Source organism: Mycobacterium sp. E740, assembly GCF_001672895.1.
Classification (GTDB): Bacteria; Actinomycetota; Actinomycetes; order Mycobacteriales; family Mycobacteriaceae; genus Mycobacterium.
Window position 1 is genome coordinate 50,205 of the sequence record NZ_LZKP01000224.1, and the last position, 19,210, is coordinate 69,414.

General features: G+C 68.3%; 19 protein-coding genes. 5 read left to right on the forward strand and 14 right to left on the reverse strand.

Annotated features, from left to right (window positions below; translation table 11 throughout):
- Positions 1 to 34: 34 nt before the first annotated feature.
- The 4 genes from A5663_RS21975 to A5663_RS21990 form a co-directional block, all read right to left on the reverse strand.
- A complete protein-coding gene (locus A5663_RS21975) occupies positions 35 to 862 on the reverse strand; it encodes a 1-acyl-sn-glycerol-3-phosphate acyltransferase (protein ID WP_068153837.1) in 828 nt (275 codons plus the stop codon).
- Positions 859 to 1,689, reverse strand: a complete 831-nt coding sequence (locus A5663_RS21980; RefSeq protein ID WP_068153855.1) for a GNAT family N-acetyltransferase — start codon at positions 1,687 to 1,689, stop codon at positions 859 to 861. Before A5663_RS21980 ends, A5663_RS21975 begins: the two co-directional genes overlap by 4 nt.
- Before the next feature lie 151 nt (positions 1,690 to 1,840).
- Positions 1,841 to 2,797: an electron transfer flavoprotein subunit alpha/FixB family protein gene (locus A5663_RS21985; protein WP_068153838.1), complete on the reverse strand. Its 957-nt coding sequence runs from the start codon at positions 2,795 to 2,797 to the stop codon at positions 1,841 to 1,843.
- 41 nt (positions 2,798 to 2,838) lie between these two features.
- On the reverse strand, positions 2,839 to 3,630 hold the full coding sequence (locus A5663_RS21990) for an electron transfer flavoprotein subunit beta/FixA family protein (RefSeq protein ID WP_068153839.1): 792 nt from the start codon (positions 3,628 to 3,630) through the stop codon (positions 2,839 to 2,841).
- Positions 3,631 to 3,824: 194 nt separating this feature from the next.
- Between A5663_RS21990 and A5663_RS21995 the strand changes: the two genes are divergently transcribed.
- From A5663_RS21995 to A5663_RS22005, 3 genes are all read left to right on the forward strand, one after another.
- On the forward strand, positions 3,825 to 4,595 hold the full coding sequence (locus A5663_RS21995; protein WP_068153840.1) for a bifunctional 2-polyprenyl-6-hydroxyphenol methylase/3-demethylubiquinol 3-O-methyltransferase UbiG: 771 nt from the start codon (positions 3,825 to 3,827) through the stop codon (positions 4,593 to 4,595).
- An 86-nt stretch (positions 4,596 to 4,681) separates the two neighbouring features.
- On the forward strand, positions 4,682 to 6,208 hold the full coding sequence (locus A5663_RS22000) for a glycoside hydrolase family 57 protein (protein ID WP_068153856.1): 1,527 nt from the start codon (positions 4,682 to 4,684) through the stop codon (positions 6,206 to 6,208).
- Positions 6,209 to 6,308: 100 nt separating this feature from the next.
- On the forward strand, positions 6,309 to 7,550 hold the full coding sequence (locus A5663_RS22005; RefSeq protein ID WP_197503533.1) for a glycosyltransferase family 4 protein: 1,242 nt from the start codon (positions 6,309 to 6,311) through the stop codon (positions 7,548 to 7,550).
- Between the two features lie 88 nt (positions 7,551 to 7,638).
- On the opposite strand, the gene A5663_RS22010 is transcribed toward A5663_RS22005, so the two are convergent.
- Positions 7,639 to 8,376: an acyltransferase gene (locus A5663_RS22010; RefSeq protein ID WP_068153841.1), complete on the reverse strand. Its 738-nt coding sequence runs from the start codon at positions 8,374 to 8,376 to the stop codon at positions 7,639 to 7,641.
- An 81-nt stretch (positions 8,377 to 8,457) separates the two neighbouring features.
- Here A5663_RS22010 and A5663_RS22015 point away from each other — a divergent pair, with 81 nt between their 5' ends.
- Positions 8,458 to 9,774, forward strand: a complete 1,317-nt coding sequence (locus tag A5663_RS22015; protein WP_068153842.1) for a PQQ-binding-like beta-propeller repeat protein — start codon at positions 8,458 to 8,460, stop codon at positions 9,772 to 9,774.
- A gap of 11 nt (positions 9,775 to 9,785) precedes the next feature.
- Here the strand turns inward: A5663_RS22015 and A5663_RS22020 are convergent, their stop codons facing one another.
- The 7 genes from A5663_RS22020 to A5663_RS23445 all read right to left on the reverse strand — a co-directional run bounded on the left by A5663_RS22020 (position 9,786) and on the right by A5663_RS23445 (position 15,319).
- On the reverse strand, positions 9,786 to 10,481 hold the full coding sequence (locus A5663_RS22020; protein ID WP_068153843.1) for an esterase: 696 nt from the start codon (positions 10,479 to 10,481) through the stop codon (positions 9,786 to 9,788).
- A 67-nt stretch (positions 10,482 to 10,548) separates the two neighbouring features.
- Complete coding sequence (locus tag A5663_RS22025; RefSeq protein WP_197503541.1) at positions 10,549 to 11,787, reverse strand: class I SAM-dependent methyltransferase; 1,239 nt, start codon at positions 11,785 to 11,787, stop codon at positions 10,549 to 10,551.
- Positions 11,715 to 12,731, reverse strand: coding sequence for a class I SAM-dependent methyltransferase (locus tag A5663_RS22030; RefSeq protein WP_068153844.1), 1,017 nt, complete (start codon positions 12,729 to 12,731; stop codon positions 11,715 to 11,717). Before A5663_RS22030 ends, A5663_RS22025 begins: the two co-directional genes overlap by 73 nt.
- 11 nt (positions 12,732 to 12,742) lie before the next feature.
- Positions 12,743 to 13,390 (reverse strand): enoyl-CoA hydratase, encoded by a 648-nt coding sequence (locus tag A5663_RS22035; protein ID WP_068153845.1) that lies wholly within the window; start codon positions 13,388 to 13,390, stop codon positions 12,743 to 12,745.
- Positions 13,387 to 14,250, reverse strand: a complete 864-nt coding sequence (locus A5663_RS22040) for an NUDIX hydrolase (protein WP_068153846.1) — start codon at positions 14,248 to 14,250, stop codon at positions 13,387 to 13,389. The genes A5663_RS22035 and A5663_RS22040 overlap by 4 nt, the downstream gene beginning before the upstream one ends.
- Entirely contained in the window at positions 14,247 to 15,086 is an 840-nt protein-coding gene (locus A5663_RS22045; protein ID WP_068153847.1) for an ABC transporter ATP-binding protein, read from the reverse strand. Before A5663_RS22045 ends, A5663_RS22040 begins: the two co-directional genes overlap by 4 nt.
- A gap of 77 nt (positions 15,087 to 15,163) precedes the next feature.
- Positions 15,164 to 15,319 (reverse strand): hypothetical protein, encoded by a 156-nt coding sequence (locus tag A5663_RS23445; protein WP_197503535.1) that lies wholly within the window; start codon positions 15,317 to 15,319, stop codon positions 15,164 to 15,166.
- A 63-nt stretch (positions 15,320 to 15,382) separates the two neighbouring features.
- Between A5663_RS23445 and A5663_RS22050 the strand changes: the two genes are divergently transcribed.
- Positions 15,383 to 16,825, forward strand: coding sequence for a PLP-dependent aminotransferase family protein (locus A5663_RS22050; RefSeq protein ID WP_068153848.1), 1,443 nt, complete (start codon positions 15,383 to 15,385; stop codon positions 16,823 to 16,825).
- Here A5663_RS22050 and serB read toward each other — a convergent pair.
- Together serB and A5663_RS22060 are read right to left on the reverse strand one after the other, a co-directional pair.
- Positions 16,822 to 18,075, reverse strand: a complete 1,254-nt coding sequence (gene serB, locus A5663_RS22055) for a phosphoserine phosphatase SerB (RefSeq protein WP_068153859.1) — start codon at positions 18,073 to 18,075, stop codon at positions 16,822 to 16,824. The two genes, A5663_RS22050 and serB, sit on opposite strands and share 4 nt — an antisense overlap.
- Positions 18,076 to 18,109: 34 nt before the next feature.
- On the reverse strand, positions 18,110 to 19,210 hold a 1,101-nt coding region (locus tag A5663_RS22060; protein ID WP_197503537.1), incomplete at its 5' end, for a cbb3-type cytochrome c oxidase subunit I.

Genomic DNA, 19,210 nt, shown 5'->3' on the forward strand with positions numbered 1-19,210 from the left:
GAATAGCGGCCGAGCCCGTGAGCCCCCGCGCCGCTCAGGCCGCGACGACGTGCCCGACGGGGCGCCGGGTGAGGTCACCGCGTACCACTGTCTCGCAGCGGGCTGCCAGCTCGCGACGGTCGGTCCCCGGCAACTGCAGCGACTCGACGTGCACTCGCGCCGTGGTCCGCTTCTCGGTGATGAGCCGCCGGATCGACGCGAGCAGCGTGTCGTCACCCACGTACGCCGCCACCGTCGACGGCCGTCCGTCGGTGTGGTGATAGCTCAACCGCAGCGGCTGCACCGGCCTTCCCGCGTCCACCGCGGCCTGGAACATCGCCGGGCGGAAGCTGCCGTACGCCAACCCGCAGTACGTGGTGCCCTCGGGGAAGGCGACGACGGTCTGGCCGGCGCGCAGCCCGTTCGCGACGGAGTCCACCACCTCGGGCAGCCGCCGCAGATTGCCTCGCTCGATCGGTATCACCTTCAGCAGTCGCGCCAGCAGCCCGAGGCCGGGCCAGCTCACGAGTTCCGCTTTCGCGACGAACCGGCCAGGCAGCACCGAGCCGATGACGAAGATGTCGGTCCAGGACACGTGACCGCTGACCACCAGCACGCCACTCAGATTGCGAACGGGCCCGCCCGTGACCGTCGTGCGCACGCCCAGCGCCCACAACAGCATCCGGCAGTAGCCGCGTTGCAGGCGAGACCGCCCCGGCGCGGGGATCGCGAGCAGCGGCGCCAACGCCAGCAGTGTCACCGCGGAGGTGGCGCGCAGCACGGCCCGGCAGATGACGAGCGGCCGACGGCTTCGGGCGGAAACTTGGCTGACACAGCTCGAGTCGCATGCGGCCTGCGGCACCCAGCTTCTCGGGACGCTCACGACGCGATCGCCCCGGCAACGTCGGCCATCGACCTCAGCTTCCGCAGATACCGGATGTCGGCACGCCGTTTGTCCAGCAGCGCCGGGAAGTCGGCCACCCCGAAGGCGGGATCGTGCGCAGGCTCGCCGCAGACCTGCGCGCCGAGCCGCAGATATCCCCGCATCAGCGGCGGGACCGTGATGCGCGCCGGCGGGTCGATGTCGTCGAGATCCCTGCCGCCGAGCCGCACGGGATTGTGGGGATGGACCGTGTATCGCGCCGGGGCGGCGTGCCGGTGACGGACCACGTCGCGCACCCCGCGGATCTGTGCGCCGGGCACCTCGTCAGAGCACCCGTGCGTCGGCACCGAGACGCAGCCCGTGACGTAGTCGTATCCGCACCGGTCTAGGTAGGCCAGGATCCCCGCCCACATGAGCAGCACCACCCCGCCGTTGCGGTGATCGGCGCGAACCACCGCCCGGCCCATCTCGACCAACGACGGCCGCAGCGAGTCCAACCCGCGCACATCGAATTCCGTTGCCGCGTAGAGGCCACCGGCGCCGATGGCGCCCGCCGGCGGCAGCATCCGGTAGCAGCCGACCAGTTCACCGGTGCGGTCCTCGCGCACCAGCAAGTGGTCGCAGTGCTCGTCGAACCGGTCGGCATCCAGACCGTCGGCGCGGCCGGCGAGCGCGTAGCCCGGCTCGGCGGTGAACACCTGATGACGCAGCCGTTGGGCCGCCTCGACGAGCGTGGCATCCGTCGACAGCAGCAGGGAGTAGCGCGGCGCCGATCCGGCACGGCGGTCGGTCTCGTCGGGAGCGATGAGTACAGATGCAGTGCTCATGGCTGCACGGTCGCCCAGCCGCATCTCCGAACGGCGTCGTGCGCATGACGTGTCCGTGAGCGTCAGGTGACGAGTTGACCGCCGGCCGCGCTTTCCGCAGGAACGCGAAAGCCCTCGGAACGGTCGTGTCCCGAGGGCTTCGCGTGCGAGATCAGCCCTTGCGGGCCTTGACCGCGTCGGTCAGCTGCGGCGTGACCTTGAACAGGTCACCGACGATGCCGAGGTCGGCGATCTCGAAGATCGGCGCCTCTTCGTCCTTGTTCACCGCGATGATCGTCTTGGACGTCTGCATACCGGCCCGGTGCTGGATCGCGCCCGAGATACCCAGCGCGATGTACAGCTGCGGCGAGACCGTCTTACCGGTCTGGCCCACCTGGAACTGGCCCGGGTAGTAGCCGGAGTCGACGGCCGCGCGCGATGCGCCGACGGCGCCCCCGAGCGAGTCCGCCAGATCCTCGACGACGCTGAAGTTCTCGGCGCTGCCGACACCGCGCCCGCCCGAGACGACCACGGTGGCCTCGGTGAGCTCCGGACGGTCGCCGGCCACTGCGGGTTCGCGCTTGGTGATCTTCGTCGCATTCTCGGCCTGGGCGGGAACCTCGACGTTGACGACCTCGCCCGCGCCGTCGGCGGGTTCGGCGTCGACCGAACCGGCGCGCAGCGTAATGACGGGCAGCTCACCGGTGGACTCGGCCTCGACGGTGAACGCGCCGCCGAAGATCGAGTGGATGCCCTTGCCGCCCTCCTGCACGTCGACGACGTCGGTCAGCACACCGGCACCGATGCGGGCCGCCAGCCGTCCGGCGATCTCCTTGCCGTCGGCGTTGGAGGACAGCAGCACGCCCGCGGGCGAGGCCGACTCCACGAGCGAGGCCAGCACGTCGACGTACGGGGTGATGAGGTAGTTCTCCGCGTCGTCGGACTCGGCGACGTAGATCTTGGCGGCGCCGGCCGCCTTGAGTCCCTCGATGAGGGGTTCGGCCGTGCCGGGCTTGCCCACCACCACAGCGGAGGGTTCACCCAGCTTGCGGGCGGCGGTGATCAGTTCCGAGGTGACCTTCTTCAGCGCACCTTCGGCGTGCTCGGTGAGCACGAGTACTTCAGCCATGAGTTCTCTCTCGTCCTTGTCTTCGGCAGTCTGTTCGAGTCTCAGATGATCTTTTGAGCGACCAGGTACTCGGCGATCTTGGTGCCGCCGTCGCCTTCGTCGGTCACCTTCTCGCCGGCGGTCTTCGGCGGCTTCGGCGTCGACGACAACACCTTCGAGCCGGCGTTGTCCTTGCCCACCTCGTCGGCCTCCACGCCGATCTCGGCGAGCGTGAGCTTGGTGACTTCCTTCTTCTTGGCGGCCATGATGCCCTTGAAGGACGGGAAGCGCGGCTCGTTGATCTTCTCGTTGACGCTGACCACCGCGGGCAGCGACGCCTCGACGGTGAACACGCCGTCGTCGGTCTCGCGCTCGCCGGTGACCTTGTCACCCTCGACCGTCACCTTGCGCAGGTGCGTCAGCTGCGGCAGACCCAGGTACTCGGCGATGATCGCGGGAACCGCGCCGCCGGTGCCGTCAGTGGCCTCGTTGCCGGCGATGACCAGCTCGGTGCCCTCGATGGTGCCGAGCGCGCGGGCCAGCGCCCAACCGGTCTGGATCATGTCCGAGCCGTGCATGCCCTCGTCGACGAGGTGCACAGCCTTGTCCGCACCCATCGACAGCGCCTTGCGGATCGCCTCGGTGGCGCGTTCCGGGCCGGCCGTGAGCACGGTCACGGTGCTCTCGCCGCCTTCCCGCTCCTTGATCAGCAGCGCCTCCTCGACGGCGCGCTCGTTGATCTCGTCGAGCACCGCATCGGCGGCCTCCCGATCGAGCGTGTAGTCGCCGTCGGTCAGCTTGCGCTCCGACCAGGTGTCTGGGACCTGTTTGATCAGGACCACGATGTTCGTCATGAGTCTGGTTCGTCCTCCTCGAAGGGACCGGTGGCCGGCCCGCAATCCACGCTTTGAGCACTCACCACTACGTTACTCGTCGGTAACTTATGGTGGTTCGCAGGAACACAATAGCGGGTCGAAGTTCGCGTTCTAGCAGCACGTAGGCGGTCAACCATTCGCCTTCGGCCCGATCCGCGTTAGCCTGCCTTGCAATGAGCGCATTTGTCACCGACGGTCCGGACCTGCCCCTGACGGGGGAACGCACGGTTCCGGGACTGGCGGAGGAGAACTACTGGTTCCGCCGCCACGAGGTCGTCTACGAGCGGCTGGCCCGTCGTTGCGCGCAGCGCGACGTGCTCGAGGCGGGCTGCGGCGAGGGTTACGGCGCCGACCTGATCGCCGATGTGGCTCACCGCGTGATCGGCCTCGACTACGACGAGTCGGCGGTCGCCCACGTCCGCGCCCGTTATCCCCGGGTGGACATGCGCCACGGCAACCTGGCTCAACTTCCGCTGCCGGACAGTGCCGTCGACGTCGTCGTCAACTTCCAGGTGATCGAACACCTATGGGACCAGGGACAATTCGTCGCCGAGTGCTTCCGCGTGCTGCGGCCCGGCGGCAGCCTGCTGATGTCGACGCCGAACCGGATCACCTTCTCCCCCGGTCGCGATACGCCGATCAACCCCTTCCACACCCGCGAGCTCGACGCCGCCGAGTTGACCGACTTGCTGACGACGGCCGGGTTTTCGGTCGAGGCGATGCTCGGTGTCTTTCATGGCCCGCGGCTCGTCGAACTCGATGCCCGGCACGGCGGATCGATCATCGACGCCCAGATCGCCCGCGCGCTGGCCGATGCGCCGTGGCCCGAAGACCTGCTCGCCGACGTGGTGTCGGTGCGCAGCGACGACTTCGAACTGGTGGACGCTCGCGACCGCAACATCGACGACAGCCTGGACCTGGTGGCGATAGCGGTGCGGCCGTGACTTCCGCCGGCGCTCCGGCTCCGGGGCTGACTGTCGCCGGCCTTCCGGCTCCGGGGCTGAATGTCGCCGGCCCTCCGGCTCCGGGGCTGAATGTCGCCGGCCCTCCGGCTCCGGGGCTGTTCACGCTCGTCCTGCACACGCACCTCCCGTGGCTCGCCCACCACGGCCGCTGGCCCGTCGGCGAGGAATGGCTCTATCAGTCGTGGTCGGCGGCGTATCTGCCACTCATGCGGGTGCTGCGGACCTTGGCGGCCGAGGGCCGCCGACACCAGCTCACGCTCGGCATGACGCCGGTGGTGACGGCCCAGCTCGACGACCCGTACTCCCTGACGGGCATGCACCACTGGTTGGCCAACTGGCAGCTGCGGGCGCTCGAGGCGACCACACTCGGAGATCCGTTGCGGCAGTTCGGTGTTCGCGAGCACGCCGAAGCCGAGCAGGCGATCGCCGACTTCGAGGCGCTGTGGTCGCACGGCGGCAGCCCGTTGCTGCGCGAGTTGATCGACGCCGAGACCATCGAACTGCTCGGCGGCCCGCTGTCGCATCCGTTCCAGCCACTGCTCAACCCGCGCCTGCGGGAGTTCGCCCTGCGCGAAGGGCTGGCCGACGCCCGCCTGCGGTTCGCGCACACACCCGTCGGAATCTGGGCACCCGAATGCGCCTATGCGCCCGGTTTGGAGAACGACTACGCCGCAGCCGGAGTCGGCCACTTCATGGTCGACGGGCCGTCGCTGCACGGTGATACCGCGCTCGGCCGCCCGGTCGGATCGTCCGACGTCGTGGCGTTCGGCCGCGACCTGCAGGTGAGCTATCGGGTGTGGTCGCCGAAATCCGGCTACCCCGGGCACGCCGGCTACCGCGACTTCCACACCTACGACCACACGACCGGCCTGAAGCCGGCGCGGGTCACCGGCCGCAACGTGCCCTCCGAGGCGAAGGCGCCCTACGACCCCGAGCGCGCCGACCGCGCGATCGACTCCCATGTCGCCGACTTCGTCGAAGTGGTCCGCAAGCGACTGCACGACGAGAGCGAACGCATCGGCAGGCCCGCACACGTCATCGCCGCGTTCGACACCGAGCTGTTCGGCCATTGGTGGTACGAGGGCCCCGCATGGCTGGAACGCGTGCTGCGCGCACTTCCGGAAGCCGGGGTGCGCGTCGGCACCCTGGCCGACGCCAAGGCCGACGGTTTCGTCGGTTCACCCGTCGAATTGCCGCCCAGCTCTTGGGGTTCCGGCAAGGACTGGCAGGTGTGGGCGGGCGAGCAGGTCGCCGACCTGGTGCAGTTGAACGGTGAGGTCGTCGACACCGCGCTCACCACTGTCGACAAGGCACTCGGCGAGACCGACGGGCCCGCGGCCCGCAACTTCGTCGCCGACCAGATCCTGCGCGAGACGCTGCTCACCGTGTCGAGCGACTGGCCGTTCATGGTCAGCAAGGATTCGGCTGCCGACTATGCGCGCTACCGCGCGCACCTGCACGCGCACGCCACCCGTGAGATCGTCGACGCGCTCGCGTCCGGCCGCGACGAGCAGGCGCTGCGGCTCGCTGCCGGCTGGAACCGCGCCGACGGCCTGTTCGGCGCCCTGGACGCGCGACGGCTCCCGAAGTGAGCCCCTCCTTGTTCTTCTTCTTGCGCGAGCGTGCGTGTTTGCACACGACACGCCGCGCGTTGACAGTACTTTCCGCACGTTCGCGCGGCAGCGAGCGACCGTGAAGATCCTGATGGTGTCGTGGGAGTACCCGCCGGTGGTCATCGGCGGACTGGGCCGCCACGTCCATCACCTGGCCACCGCGCTGGCCGACGTCGGCCACGAAGTCGTGGTGCTGAGCCGTCGACCCAGCGGCACCGACCCCAGCACTCACCCGTCGACCGACGAGATCGCCGAAGGTGTGCGCGTCGTCGCCGCAGCCCAGGATCCGCACGAGTTCGACTTCGGCAGCGACATGATGGCGTGGACGCTGGCGATGGGTCATTCGATGATCCGGACCGGTCTGACTCTCAAGTCGCGGCGCGGCCATCCATGGCGGCCCGACGTCGTTCACGCCCACGACTGGCTCGTCGCACATCCCGCAACCGCCCTGGCCGAATTCTTCGACGTGCCATTGGTTTCCACGATCCACGCCACCGAGGCAGGCAGACACTCCGGATGGGTGTCAGGCCGGATAAGTCGGCAGGTTCATGCGATCGAATCCTGGTTGGCGCACGAATCCGACTCGCTGATCACGTGTTCGACATCGATGAGCGACGAAATCGTCGAGCTGTTCGGTCCCGGGCTGGCTGAGACACACGTCATCCGCAACGGAATCGACTGTGCGCGATGGCCCTTCGCAGAGCGTCGGCCTCGGTCCGGACCGGCGCAGTTGCTGTATCTCGGCCGGCTCGAGTACGAGAAGGGCATTCACGACGCGATCGCAGCATTGCCTCGTATTCGGCGCACTCACCCCGGGACCACGCTGGCGATCGCCGGCGAGGGCACGCAACTCGACTGGCTCGTGGCGCAGGCGCGAAAGCACAAGGTACTCAAGGCCACATCGTTCGTCGGGCATCTCGGTCACGACGCGTTGGTGGACGTGCTCCATGCCGCCGACGCCGCCGTGCTGCCCAGCCTCTACGAGCCGTTCGGCATCGTCGCGCTGGAGGCCGCGGCGACGGGCATCCCGCTGGTCGTCTCGGACGTCGGAGGGCTGGGCGAGGCGGTGATCGACGGCCGCACCGGCGTCACGTATCCACCGCGGGACGTGGCGGCACTCGCCGCGGCGGTGCGCTCGGTCCTCGATGACCCGCAAGCCGCGCAGCAGCGCGCGGTCGCTGCGCGTGAGAGGCTCACCTCCGATTTCGAATGGCACACGATCGCCGACGAAACCGCTCAGGTGTACGTGGCGGCCAAACGGCGAGAGCGCGAACCACACCGGCGTCGCCCGATCGCCGAACACGCCCTGCCCGGCCGCTAGTCTGCGAATACTCGGCGCGAACGTGCGCAAACCGCCGAAATCTCGCGGCGTGTCGTGTGCCAACACGCACGCTCGCGCAACATGACTGCTAGCGAGAAGCCTTCTTGCGTTCGATGTCGGCGAGTGCGGCGGCGAGTTCCGCCCGCTGCGCGGCCGACGTCTCCCACGCGAGTTGGCGGTTCTTGACGACCTTCGCCGGCGCCCCGACCGCGATCGAATAGTCGGGTACGTCGCCGCGCACGACGGCGTGCGAACCCAGCACGCAACCGCGGCCGATCGTCGTGTTGCGCAGCACCGTGACCTTGACGCCGACCCACGTGTCGGGCCCGATGCGCACCGGCCCCTTGACGATGCCCTGGTCCTTGATCGGCACGTTGATGTCGTCCATCCGATGGTCGAAATCGCAGATGTAACACCAGTCGGCCATCAGGACCGAATCGCCCAACTCGATGTCGAGGTAGGTGTTGATCACATTGTCGCGGCCCAGTACGACCTTGTCGCCGAACCGCAGCGACCCCTCGTGACAGCGGATCGTGTTCTTGTCGCCGATGTGGACCCAGCGGCCGATCTCCATGGTCGACAACTCCGGTGTCGCCTCGATCTCCACGCCCTTGCCGAGGAACACCATGCCGCGCGTGATGATGTGGGGATTACGCAGCTTGAACTTCAACAACCGCCAGTAGCGCACGAGGTACCACGGTGTGTAAGCGCGGTTGGCCAACACCCATTTCAGCGACGCCAACGTGAGGAACTTCGCCTGCCTCGGGTCACGCAACCGCGACCCTCGCCAGCGCTTGTGCAACGGCGCGCCCCACATCGTCGTCATGGCCGGAAAGCCTACGCGAGCGATCCGGTCCGCAGCGGTTACCCTCACCTGGACCGAAGACGAGGAACGGGAAAGGATCGAGTGTTCCGGCGACTGACCGTGCTGGCTGTTCTTCTTCAAACAGCGCTGCTCACGGCCACATTGGCAGGATGCCAAAACACCGACTCCTGGGTGGAGGCGAAGGCCGCCGACGGTTGGCCGGCCCAGTACGGGGACGCCGGCAACAGCAGTTACCGATCGACCGCGGGCGCCGACACGCTGCGCTTGGACTGGATGCGGTCGGTCAAGGGCAACCTCGCCGCCGAGGTCGCGCTGGGCTCCGGCGGCTACCTGGCCGTCAACGCTCAGACCCCGGGCGGCTGCTCGCTGATGGTGTGGGAGGCCGACAACAGGGCCCGGCAGCGCTGGTGCACCCGCATCGTGCAGGGTCCGGCTTCAGGAGGCCCGGCCTCCAGTCCTCTGTTCGACGGGTTCGACAACCTCTACGTCGGACAGCCAGGCGCCATGCTGTCGTTTCCGCCGACGCAGTGGATCCGCTGGCGTCAACCGGTCATCGGGATGCCGACCACGCCGCGCATCCTCGATCCGGGCCACCTGCTCGTCGTGACGCATCTGGGTCAGGTCCTGGTGTTCGATGCCCACCGCGGCACCGTGGTGGGCAGCCCGCTGGACCTCGTCGCCGGCGTCGACCCGAAGGACTCCGAGCGCGGTTTGGCCGACTGTCGCCCCGCGCGCGCCCACTGCCCGGTGGCCGCCGCGCCGGCGTTCGCGGCCGGCTCCGGGACCGTCGTGCTGGGGCTGTGGGAGCCCAACGCCGACAAGCCGATACTCGTCGGGTTGCGGTACCGGCCCGGTCAGACGCCGCTGCTCACCCGGGAGTGGACGAGCGACGGCGTCGGCGGCGGACCGCTCGCCGGCCCGGTGTCTTCCGCCGACGGCTCGACGGTGTACGTCAACGGCCGCGACAGTCGGTTGTGGGCATTGAACGCCGACGACGGGAAGGTCAAGTGGTCGGTCCGGCTCGACTTCCTCGCCCAGACCCCACCGTCGGTTTCACCTGACGGGTTGATCGTGGCGGGCGGCGGTCCCGGCGCGAAACTGGTCGGCATCCGCGACAACGGCGACTCCGGCGAGGTGCTGTGGACCCGCGACGACGTGGAACCGCTGTCGACATCGAGCCGATCCGGTACCGGCGTCGCCTACACCGTCGCGCGCGACGGGACCGGACCTGAGGCCGGTCAGGCTCTGCTGGTGTTCGATCCCGCCGACGGCCGAACGCTCAACAACTATCCGCTGCCGAAGGCCACCGGATGGCCCGTCGGTGTCTCCGTCGGACACGACCGCCGCGTCGTCACCGCCACCAGTGACGGCATGGTGTACGGCTTCGTGCCTGCCTGAGGCGCGCCCGCCTAGAGCGCGAGGAGCGGCGCCACCGCGGCCCGCGGGACCGTGGCCTGAACCGGGCCCGCGGACTCCGGGAAAAGCCCACCCTGGCTGAAGCAGAAGATCAGCGAATCATCGGCGATCGCGAAGTTCTGGTAGTTCGCGGGATCGGTCCCGGCGCCCGGCGACACCGGATACGTCATCCCCTGTCGCTGCAGATAGCGCTCGACCTCCGGGAAGAGCACGTCGATCGGTTTGGTGCCCGGCTTGAACAAGGTCCCGAAAGTGATCGGTGCGTTCTTGGCGACGTCCCAGTTGAAAGCTTGGTAGAAGGTCTGCGGACGCACTCCGCCGACGTTCTGCCAGACAGTGAAAACCACGCTGCGGGTGCCGGCAGTCGGCGGACCCGACCGGTAGCCGGCACCTTTGGCGTCGAGTTCGTAGGGCAGGTTGTAGGCGTCCGGGTCCTCGGCGACGTTGACGAACCCGTCGCGCGTCTGCTTCAGGTACGTCACTATGGGCGCTTGGTCCGGGTAGTCGTTCGGGAAGCTCAGATCGATGGTGTACGTGGGATTCTGAACGTGTACCCGACAGATCTGGTCCGGCCCGACGTTCCCTTGGATGTCGGCGCAACCGGTTTGGGCGGCCGCTTCCGGTCCGGCGGCGATGACGCCGGCGACGGCGACGACCGCGAAGCAGGCGGTCCACCTGAGAAAGCGCATCGTCGACGTCCTTGCAATCGGCGCCGGTCCGGGCTCCGGCGCATCAACCTTCACAATACGTGGGTGCTCAACGAGACGGACGACAAATGAATGCCGTTGTCCGGCTTGCACCTTTGGCGCCGATGCGGGCGATGACCACCGACGCCGGCTGGGCGCCGCGCAGGCGAAGCCGTGGCCGCAGCCCATCGGGGTCCACGTCGGCTCCGCGAACGAGGATCTCGACCGCGCCGACGTCGCGGGCCGAAAGCTCCTGTCGTAGCCGCCGTTCGCTGAACGGAACCTCGTCGAGCACCTCGAAGCCGCGCACTCCGGGCGGCAAGTGGTCTCCCGAGAGGTACGCGATATCGGGGTCGAGTTGCCACATGCCGTGGCGCGCCGCGTAATGCCGCACCAGACCCGCGCGCACGACGGCGCCATCCGGGTCGACGATCCAGCGTCCGACGGGCCGGACGCCACAGTCGTCGTCCTCGGCGTCGGTGACCTCCTCACCGGTGTCCAGTAACGATGCCCGGCGACGGACGCCGGAGCGTGTCAGCCCTGCCGACCACAGGCACGCCTCGCGGACGCTACCCGCCAACGACGTCACTTCGATCTCTCCGTCGAAGCCCAGCCGCCTCACCGCGTCGAAATCGATTCCGGGAGCGCACTTGACCACCGTGTCGCGACCTCGGTACGCATCGAGGAGTTCATCGAGTGGGGGCGTGTAGACGCGCGGATCGAACCGGCGGCGTGTGCCACTGCGCCGCGCCGGGTCGAGCACCACGACGCCGTCACGCGTTATCGGCCGAAGCGCATCGGCGCGAGAGATATCGACGCCGGGCACGTTGTGCCGGGCCATCGCAAGCCGGACCGGATCGATGTCGCTGCCCAACACCAGGGCGGCTGAATCCCGAAGCGCGGCAAGTTCGCTGCCGATCGAGCAGGTCGCGTCGTGCACCCGCAGGCCGCGGAGCCGCCGGGCGCGATGGTGAGCGACCGGTTCCGCGGTGGCCTGCTGCAGCGACTCGTCGGTGAACAACCATTCGTCGGGCCGGCTCATCTTCACCGCGGCCCTCCGGCGCAACATTGTGGTCTCGACGAGGATCGGTGCACGCTCCGCGAAACGGGCACGCGCAGAGGCGATGTCGGCTACCAGCGTCGCGCTTGTCAGCGGCAGCGCGGCGATCTCGCGCAGCGCATAGACGCCGGCCTCGCTGCGCAGGAAGTCGACGTCCTCGACGCCGAACGCCACCGTCACTTCGCGGGTGGCTTGACCCCGGTCACCATGACGTTGTAGAACCAGCTCTTCGGCACCACCTGGCGCCAGATGTTGTGATCCACCCAGGACAGCGCTATCCAGCTGTTGAACGCGAATTTGGCCCAGCCCCAACCCAATCGGTCCGGCGGGACTGCGGCCTCGAACGTGCGCAGCGGCCAGCCGAGCATCGCGGCGGTGAACTCGGTGGTGGCCGTGGAGATCTCGGTGGCTCCTGCGTTTCGCGCCATGCGTTCCAAGTCGACTGGTGCGAATGTGTGCAGGTCGACGACCGCCTCCAACGCTGCCGCCCGAGACGACTCGTCGAGCTCGGCCTGCGGGCGGCGCCAACCCGAAAGCCCCGGCAACCTGGTCACATTGGTGACGGCCCGCCAGGTCGCCGTCGACAGCGGCCGCGCGTAGTTCTCCCCCGCGTTCGTCGGCTCGCCGGCGAAGATGAATCGGCCGCCGGGCTTGAGCACCCGCACCACTTCCCGCAGCGATAGCTCCACGTCAGGGATGTGGTGCAGCACCGCATGGCCGACCACCAGATCGAAGGTGTCGTCGTCGTAGGGGATGCCCTCGGCATCGGCCACCCTGCCGTCGACCTCGAGGCCCAGGTTCTCACCGTTGCGGGTGGCGACCTTGACCATGCCAGGCGACAGGTCGGTCACCGACCCGCGCCGCGCGACTCCCGCCTGGATCAGGTTCAGCAGGAAGAACCCGCTACCGCAACCGAGCTCCAACGCGCGGTCGTAGGGCAGTTTGCGTTGCTCCTCGAACGGCACCGTCGCGTCGAACAGGTCGCGGGCGTAGTCGACGCAGCGCTTGTCGTAGGAGATCGACCACTTCTCGTCGTAGGTCTCCGCTTCCCAGTCGTGGTACAGCACCTGGGCGAGCTTGGAGTCATGGCGGGCGGCCTCGACCTGTTCGGCGGTGGCACGCGGGTTCGGAGCGGGCTCCGAAGCCGCGGAGTCGGCGACCTCAGAAACGGTGTCCGTGTCCTCAAAGCTCATAACAGGGCAGCCTAAACGTCGAACGTCGCCTTGGCGGCAGCCAGTACCTGAGGTGGGTGCCCGACGAAGCGTTGCGCCCAGGCCAGCGCCGCGTCGTACACCCCGTCGGGCGCCACCAGCTGGTCGATGAGCCCGAGCGCGAAGGCCTCCTTGGCGTCGACGAACCGGCCGCTGAACACCAGTTCCTTGGCCTTGCTGTCACCGATGGTGCGAGCCAGCCGCGCCGTGCCGCCCGCGGGCACGGACCCTGCCAGGATCTCGGTCGCGCCAAACTTGGCGTTGTCACCGGAAACGCGCCAGTCGGCACCCAGCGCCACTGTCAGCCCGCCGCCCAGCGCATAGCCCGTGATGGCGGCCACTGTGGGTTTCGGGATGGCCGCCAGCGCATCAACGGCCGCACGGCAGACCTGTGCGGCCGCCGCGAGTCCTTCGGCGTCGAGGGTGCGCAGTTCGGACACGTCGTCACCGGCGGAGAAGATCTCATGACCGCCGAAGACGATCACGGCGTGCACATCGTCGCGGTCCCCGATGCTGCGGGCGGCGCCAGCCAGTTCGCGGTACACCTGCCGGCTGAGCGCGTTGGTCGGCGGACGTGACAGCAGCAGCGTGGCGATGCCCGGTCGCTCATCGCTGGTGTGGATGGAGACGAACTCGCTCATACCTGCCGCGCGCCGGAGCCAGTGTCGGGTCCGTAGCCCTGCGGTGCGCGCCGGTTGCGGGCGGCGTTGTACCGGTCGCTGTTGAAGAACTCGATCTCCCAGTTGCCGGTGTCCTTGTTCGCCGCCAGATGCGGTGTGACCGACACGATCTGGCGTTCCACGGCAAGCACTTCCGCGACATTGCGACCGTCGAGGGAGTCGAGTTGCGTCCACGTCGGCGGCAACAGGAACGTCCGGCCTTCGGCGAAGTCCTCGAGTGCTGCGCGTGGCGTGATCCAGTCGGCCTTGTCGGTCTCGGTGTTCTCACCATCGGCACGCTGGCCCTCCGGCAACGCCCCGACGAAGAAGAAGGTGTCGTAGCGGCGGGTGCGTTCCTCTTTCGGTGTCACCCAATTGGCCCATGGCCGAAGGAGATCGGCGCGCAGCACCAGCTTCTCGCGGCGCAGGAAGTCGGCGAACGACAGCGAGTGGTTGGCCAGCGCGGCGCGCGCGTCGCCGTACACCGAAGCGTCGTCCACGATGCCGTCGGGGTCATCAGCCGGGCCGGCGAACAGCACCCCGGACTCCTCGAAGGTTTCGCGCGCCGCCGCGCACACCAGCGCCTCGGCGAGGCCGGGTTCGACGCCGAAACGCTCGGCCCACCAAGCGGGTTCGGGTCCGAACCAGGCGATGTCGGCGTTGCGGTCGCGGTCGTCGACGCCACCGCCGGGGAAGACCATCACGCCGGCGACGAAATCCATCGCCGAATGCCGCCGCATCAGGAACACCTCGAGTCCCTCGGCGGAGCGTCGGTCGCGGATGAGCATCACCGTCGCGGCGGGGCGGGGAGTCAGGGCCTCGTCGGGTGGTGCGTCTGTCATGCTCGCCTCCTGTGCGCGGCCCGGGATCTGGCCCGTCGCGCGAAATAGCGTCCGTCCACGACCTCGAGCGTGATCGCCTGCCCGAACGCCTTCGACAGGTTCTCCGCGGTCAACACGTCGGGCAGCAGACCCGAGTCGACGACCTTGCCCTCAGACAGGATCAGCCCGTGGGAGAACCCGCGCGGAATCTCCTCGACGTGGTGGGTCACGAGCACCATCGCCGGTGACTCCGGATCGGCAGCGAGATCCTCGAGCCGCGCGAGTAGGTCCTCTCGGCCGCCCAGGTCCAGTCCGGCGGCGGGTTCGTCGAGGAGCAGCAGTTCAGGGTCGGTCATCATCGACCGAGCGATCAACACTCGTTTGCGCTCGCCTTCGGACAGGGTGCCGTACACACGGTCGGCCAGGTGTTCGGCGCCGACGCTCTCCAGCATGTCGACCGCGCGTCCGTAGTCGACCTCGTCGTAGACCTCGCGCCACCGGCCCAACACCGCGTAACCGGCGGAGACCACCAGATCGCGGACCACCTCGCCGTCGGGCACCCGCTGCGACAACGCCGAGCTGCTCAGTCCGATCCGGGCGCGCAGTTCGGACGTGTCGGTGCGGCCGAGCCGCTCGCCGAGCACGTAGGCCGTGCCCGACGACGGATGCTCCATCGCGGCCGCGATGCGCAGCAGCGACGTCTTACCGGCCCCGTTGGGACCGATCACCACCCAGCGCTCGTCGAGCTCGACCGCCCACGTGATGGGGCCGACCAATGTATTGCCGCCCCGCCGCAGCGCCACCGTGGCGAAGTCGATCAGCACGTCGGGGTCGGCTGCATCTCCTTCGGCGGGCATCCGCTCATCGTAGTCAGGCGACTTGTGCGTGATTTCGTTCGCCCAGCGGTCGTTTTCACTCTCAAATCGCCGTCGGCCTACGAGTGATGCGGGAAGCGCAACCGGATCAGCTCCAGTTCGCGGGCTATCCGCTCGGCGTCGCGGTCGTGGTAGTCGACGTGGGCGATCGGCGGATGCCATTCGAAGAGCCTGGCGAGCCGTGGCCCCAGGCGGGCGGTCCAGTCGTTGCTCATGCTCTGATATTCGCCGCTGTCTGGCTTGCCTATCAATAGCCAGTTGCACCATACTGGCATCAAATGACCGTCGAACTTGCCGCACGCGCCCTCGATGTGGACCTACTGGCCCGCGAACTCGGCCACTGGCGGACGTCCAGTCGGAGCGGCCCGGCCTACCGGGGCCTGGCCGACGCGATCCGACTGCTGATCGTCGATGGCCGCCTGCCCGTCGGCGCGCGACTGCCTAGCGAACGTGCGCTCGCCGACGCGCTGCGGGTGTCCCGCACCACCGTCACCGCCGCCTACACGCAGTTGCGTGAGGACGGCTACCTCAACGCGCGCCGGGGTGCGCGCAGCACCACCGCCCTACCGGCTGCCCCAGCAGTGCGCACTGAGACCGCCGCGCCGGTGGTGAGCCTGGCGGCCGCCGCACTGTCCGCTCCCGCCGCCGCGGTGATGGAGGCCTTCGCCGAAGCCACTCACGATGTGACGCCGTATCTGCACGCCCCCGGACACGAACTCGTCGGCATCCCCGCGCTGCGGCAGGCGATCGCCGAAAGATACTGCGAGCGCGGTCTTCCCACCGAGCCCGACGAGATCATGGTCACCACGGGCGCGCTGCACGCCATCGGGCTGATCCTCACGACGTATGTGCAAGCGGGCGATCGCGTGCTCGTCGAGCAGCCGACGTATCACGGTGCCCTGTCGTCGATCACGACCGCCGGCGCGCGGCCGGTGCCCGTCGCGATGACCGACGAAGGCTGGGACCTCGACGCGCTGGAGACCGCGGTGCAGCAGTTGTCGCCGAGCCTGGCGTATCTCATTCCCGACAACCAGAACCCCACCGGGTTGACCCTGTCTGCTCCCGACCGGAAACGGTTGGCGCGCATCGTCGCCGAGACCCGTACCCGCACCGTGATCGACGAGACCATCGTCGACATGTGGCTGGGCGAACCGGTGCCGGGTCCGGTCGCCGCCGAGATGACGTCGCGTCGCGATCTCCTACTGACGGTCGGATCGATGTCGAAGTCGTTCTGGGGCGGGCTGCGGGTCGGCTGGATCCGAGCGGAGCGCTCGACGATCGCCACCATCGCCGCGCTTCGGCCGTCGGTGGACATGGGCACCGCGATACTCGAACAATGCGCGGCCGCAAGGCTTCTCACGCGCCATGCCGACGTGCTGCCCGAGCGACGCGAGATTCTGAGCAGCCGTCGCGCATACCTTCAGACCCTGCTGAGCCGCCGTCTGCCCGATTGGCAGCCCGGCCCAGGCGCCGGCGGCATGTCGTTGTGGGTGCGACTGCCCGCGCCCATGAGCACCGCACTGTCGGCCGCGGCGTCCCGGCTCGGCCTCGACCTGCCCGCCGGTCCTCGATTCGGCGTTGACGGCACGCTCGAGCGGTTCGTTCGAGTGCCGTACGCGCTGCCCGAAGAACAGCTGAGCGAGGCGGTCGAGCTGCTGGCGCGGGCCTGGCACAGCGTCACCGGGCTTTCGGCCCCCGAGCCGACGACCGTCGTCGTCTAATCCGGGATGTCGACGCGGCGCACCACGCCGTCGAGCGCGTCGGCCGCCTCGATCTCGCCGCGGGTGATGCCGAGAATGAACAGCACAGTGTCCAGATACGGATGGCTCAGCGCCGTGTCGGCGACCTCCCGCAGCGCCGGCTTGGCGTTGAACGCCACCCCGAGACCCGCGGCCGCGAGCATGTCGATGTCGTTCGCGCCGTCGCCGACGGCTACCGTCTGCTCCATCGGCACACCGGCTTGCTGCGCAAAGTCACGCAGCGCCTTGGCTTTTCCGGGCCGATCGATCAGCGGGCCGATGACCCGCCCGGTCAGCTTGCCGTCGACGATCTCGAGCTCGTTCGCCGCGACGAAATCCATCATCAACTCGTGTGCGAGCGGCTCGATCACCTGGCGGAAGCCGCCCGACACGATGCCGCAGTGGTATCCGAGCCGACGCAATGTGCGCAGCGTGGTCCGGGCGCCGGGGGTCAACTCGATCTGTTCGGCGACGTCGTCGAGCACCGAGGCGGGCAGGCCCGCCAGCGTGGCCACCCGCCGATGCAGCGATTCGGCGAAGTCGAGTTCGCCACGCATGGCGGCCTCGGTCACCTCGGCCACCGCGGCTTCCGCGCCGACGCGAGCGGCCAGCATCTCGATCACCTCGCCCTGGATCAACGTCGAGTCGACGTCGAAAACGATGAGCCGCTTCGCCCGCCGTGACAGGGTGTAGTCCTCGAGCGCGATATCGATCTCCTCGCCGACGGCCACCTGTGCCAGCGCCTTCTGCAGTTGCCGGTAGACCTCCTGGGCGGGTACCGAGACCCGCAGCTCCAATCCCGTTACCGGATAGTCGGATACGCCGCGGATGTAGTCGATGTTGACTTCGAGCCGAGCCAGTTCGCGGGCGACCACACCGAACGCCTCGGCGGTGATGGGACGGCCGAGCACGACGATGGTGTGTGTCGAGGGTTCGCGCATGACGGGTTCGCCGTCGCTACGCTCGATCGTGACGTCCAGACCCACGTCGTGGATCGCCGAGGTGACCGCGTCGCGCAGCTCCGAACCACCGGCCACCTCCGGTGAGCCCGCGACGAGCACGCCGAGCGTCAGCCGACCGCGAATCACGACCTGTTCGACGTTGAGCAACTCGACCCGGTGCCGAGAGAGCACTTCGAACAACGCCGATGTGACGCCCGGTTGGTCCCGGCCGGTCACCGTGATCAACAGCGACGACCGGTCGCGCGACGAGCCTGCAGTCGAATTTTGCAATGCGCTCACACCCGAGTGCCGCTCAGTCGCTCCGTCAGGTACGGACGTTCTCGTGGTCGAGCCGGGTCACGTCGCCGTCCTCCGGGCCGTGCGCCCGCCCGATGTGCGCCTCAGCGCGCATCCGTTCCACCATGTGCGGGTAGTGCAGCTCGAAAGCCGGCCGCTCCGAACGGATCCGGGGCAGCTCGGTGAAGTTGTGCCGCGGCGGCGGGCACGACGTCGCCCACTCCAGCGAGTTGCCGTAACCCCACGGATCGTCGACGGTCACCGGCTCGCCGTACCGCCAGCTCTTGAACACGTTCCACGTGAACGGCAGCACCGACAGGCCGAGGACGAACGCGCCGATGGTCGAGACGACATTGAGCGTGGTGAACCCGTCCGACGGCAGATAGTCCGCATACCGGCGCGGCATACCCTCGTCACCGAGCCAGTGCTGCACCAGGAACGTGGTGTGAAAACCGATGAACGTCAACCAGAAATGCAGCTTGCCCAACCGCTCGTCGAGCAACCGGCCCGTCATCTTCGGGAACCAGAAGTAGATGCCCGCATACGTGGCGAACACGATCGTGCCGAACAACACGTAGTGGAAGTGCGCCACCACGAAATAACTGTCGGTGACATGGAAGTCCAGCGGCGGGCTGGCCAGCAGCACGCCGGAGAGGCCACCGAGCAGGAAGGTCACCAAGAAGCCGACCGAGAACAGCATCGGCGTCTCGAACGTCAGCTGCCCCTTCCACATCGTGCCTATCCAGTTGAAGAACTTGATGCCCGTCGGCACCGCGATGAGGAACGTCATGAACGAGAAGAACGGCAGCAGCACCGCGCCGGTGGCGTACATGTGGTGCGCCCACACCGCGACAGAGAGCGCTGCGATCGAGATGGTCGCGTAGATCAGCGTCGTGTAACCGAAGATCGGCTTGCGCGAGAACACCGGGAAAATCTCGCTCACGATGCCGAAGAACGGCAACGCGATGATGTACACCTCGGGATGGCCGAAGAACCAGAAGAGGTGCTGATACAAGAGCACGCCGCCGTTGGCCGGGTCGTAGATGTGCGCGCCCAGATGGCGGTCGGCGGCCAGACCGAACAGCGCCGCGGTCAACAGCGGGAAGGCCAGCAGCACCAGGATCGACGT

What these genes read in the sequence shown, in the direction of transcription:
- A5663_RS22030 (WP_068153844.1), bottom strand. Translation starts at nt 12,731, where the DNA reads ATGAGCTTTGAGGACACGGACACCGTTTCTGAGGTCGCCGACTCCGCG.
- A5663_RS22020 (WP_068153843.1), bottom strand. Translation starts at nt 10,481, where the DNA reads ATGCGCTTTCTCAGGTGGACCGCCTGCTTCGCGGTCGTCGCCGTCGCC.
- A5663_RS21995 (WP_068153840.1), top strand. Translation starts at nt 3,825, where the DNA reads ATGAGCGCATTTGTCACCGACGGTCCGGACCTGCCCCTGACGGGGGAA.
- A5663_RS22010 (WP_068153841.1), bottom strand. Translation starts at nt 8,376, where the DNA reads ATGACGACGATGTGGGGCGCGCCGTTGCACAAGCGCTGGCGAGGGTCG.
- A5663_RS21980 (WP_068153855.1), bottom strand. Translation starts at nt 1,689, where the DNA reads ATGAGCACTGCATCTGTACTCATCGCTCCCGACGAGACCGACCGCCGT.
- A5663_RS21990 (WP_068153839.1), bottom strand. Translation starts at nt 3,630, where the DNA reads ATGACGAACATCGTGGTCCTGATCAAACAGGTCCCAGACACCTGGTCG.
- A5663_RS22035 (WP_068153845.1), bottom strand. Translation starts at nt 13,390, where the DNA reads ATGAGCGAGTTCGTCTCCATCCACACCAGCGATGAGCGACCGGGCATC.
- A5663_RS23445 (WP_197503535.1), bottom strand. Translation starts at nt 15,319, where the DNA reads ATGAGCAACGACTGGACCGCCCGCCTGGGGCCACGGCTCGCCAGGCTC.
- A5663_RS22045 (WP_068153847.1), bottom strand. Translation starts at nt 15,086, where the DNA reads ATGCCCGCCGAAGGAGATGCAGCCGACCCCGACGTGCTGATCGACTTC.
- A5663_RS21985 (WP_068153838.1), bottom strand. Translation starts at nt 2,797, where the DNA reads ATGGCTGAAGTACTCGTGCTCACCGAGCACGCCGAAGGTGCGCTGAAG.
- A5663_RS22040 (WP_068153846.1), bottom strand. Translation starts at nt 14,250, where the DNA reads ATGACAGACGCACCACCCGACGAGGCCCTGACTCCCCGCCCCGCCGCG.
- A5663_RS22050 (WP_068153848.1), top strand. Translation starts at nt 15,383, where the DNA reads ATGACCGTCGAACTTGCCGCACGCGCCCTCGATGTGGACCTACTGGCC.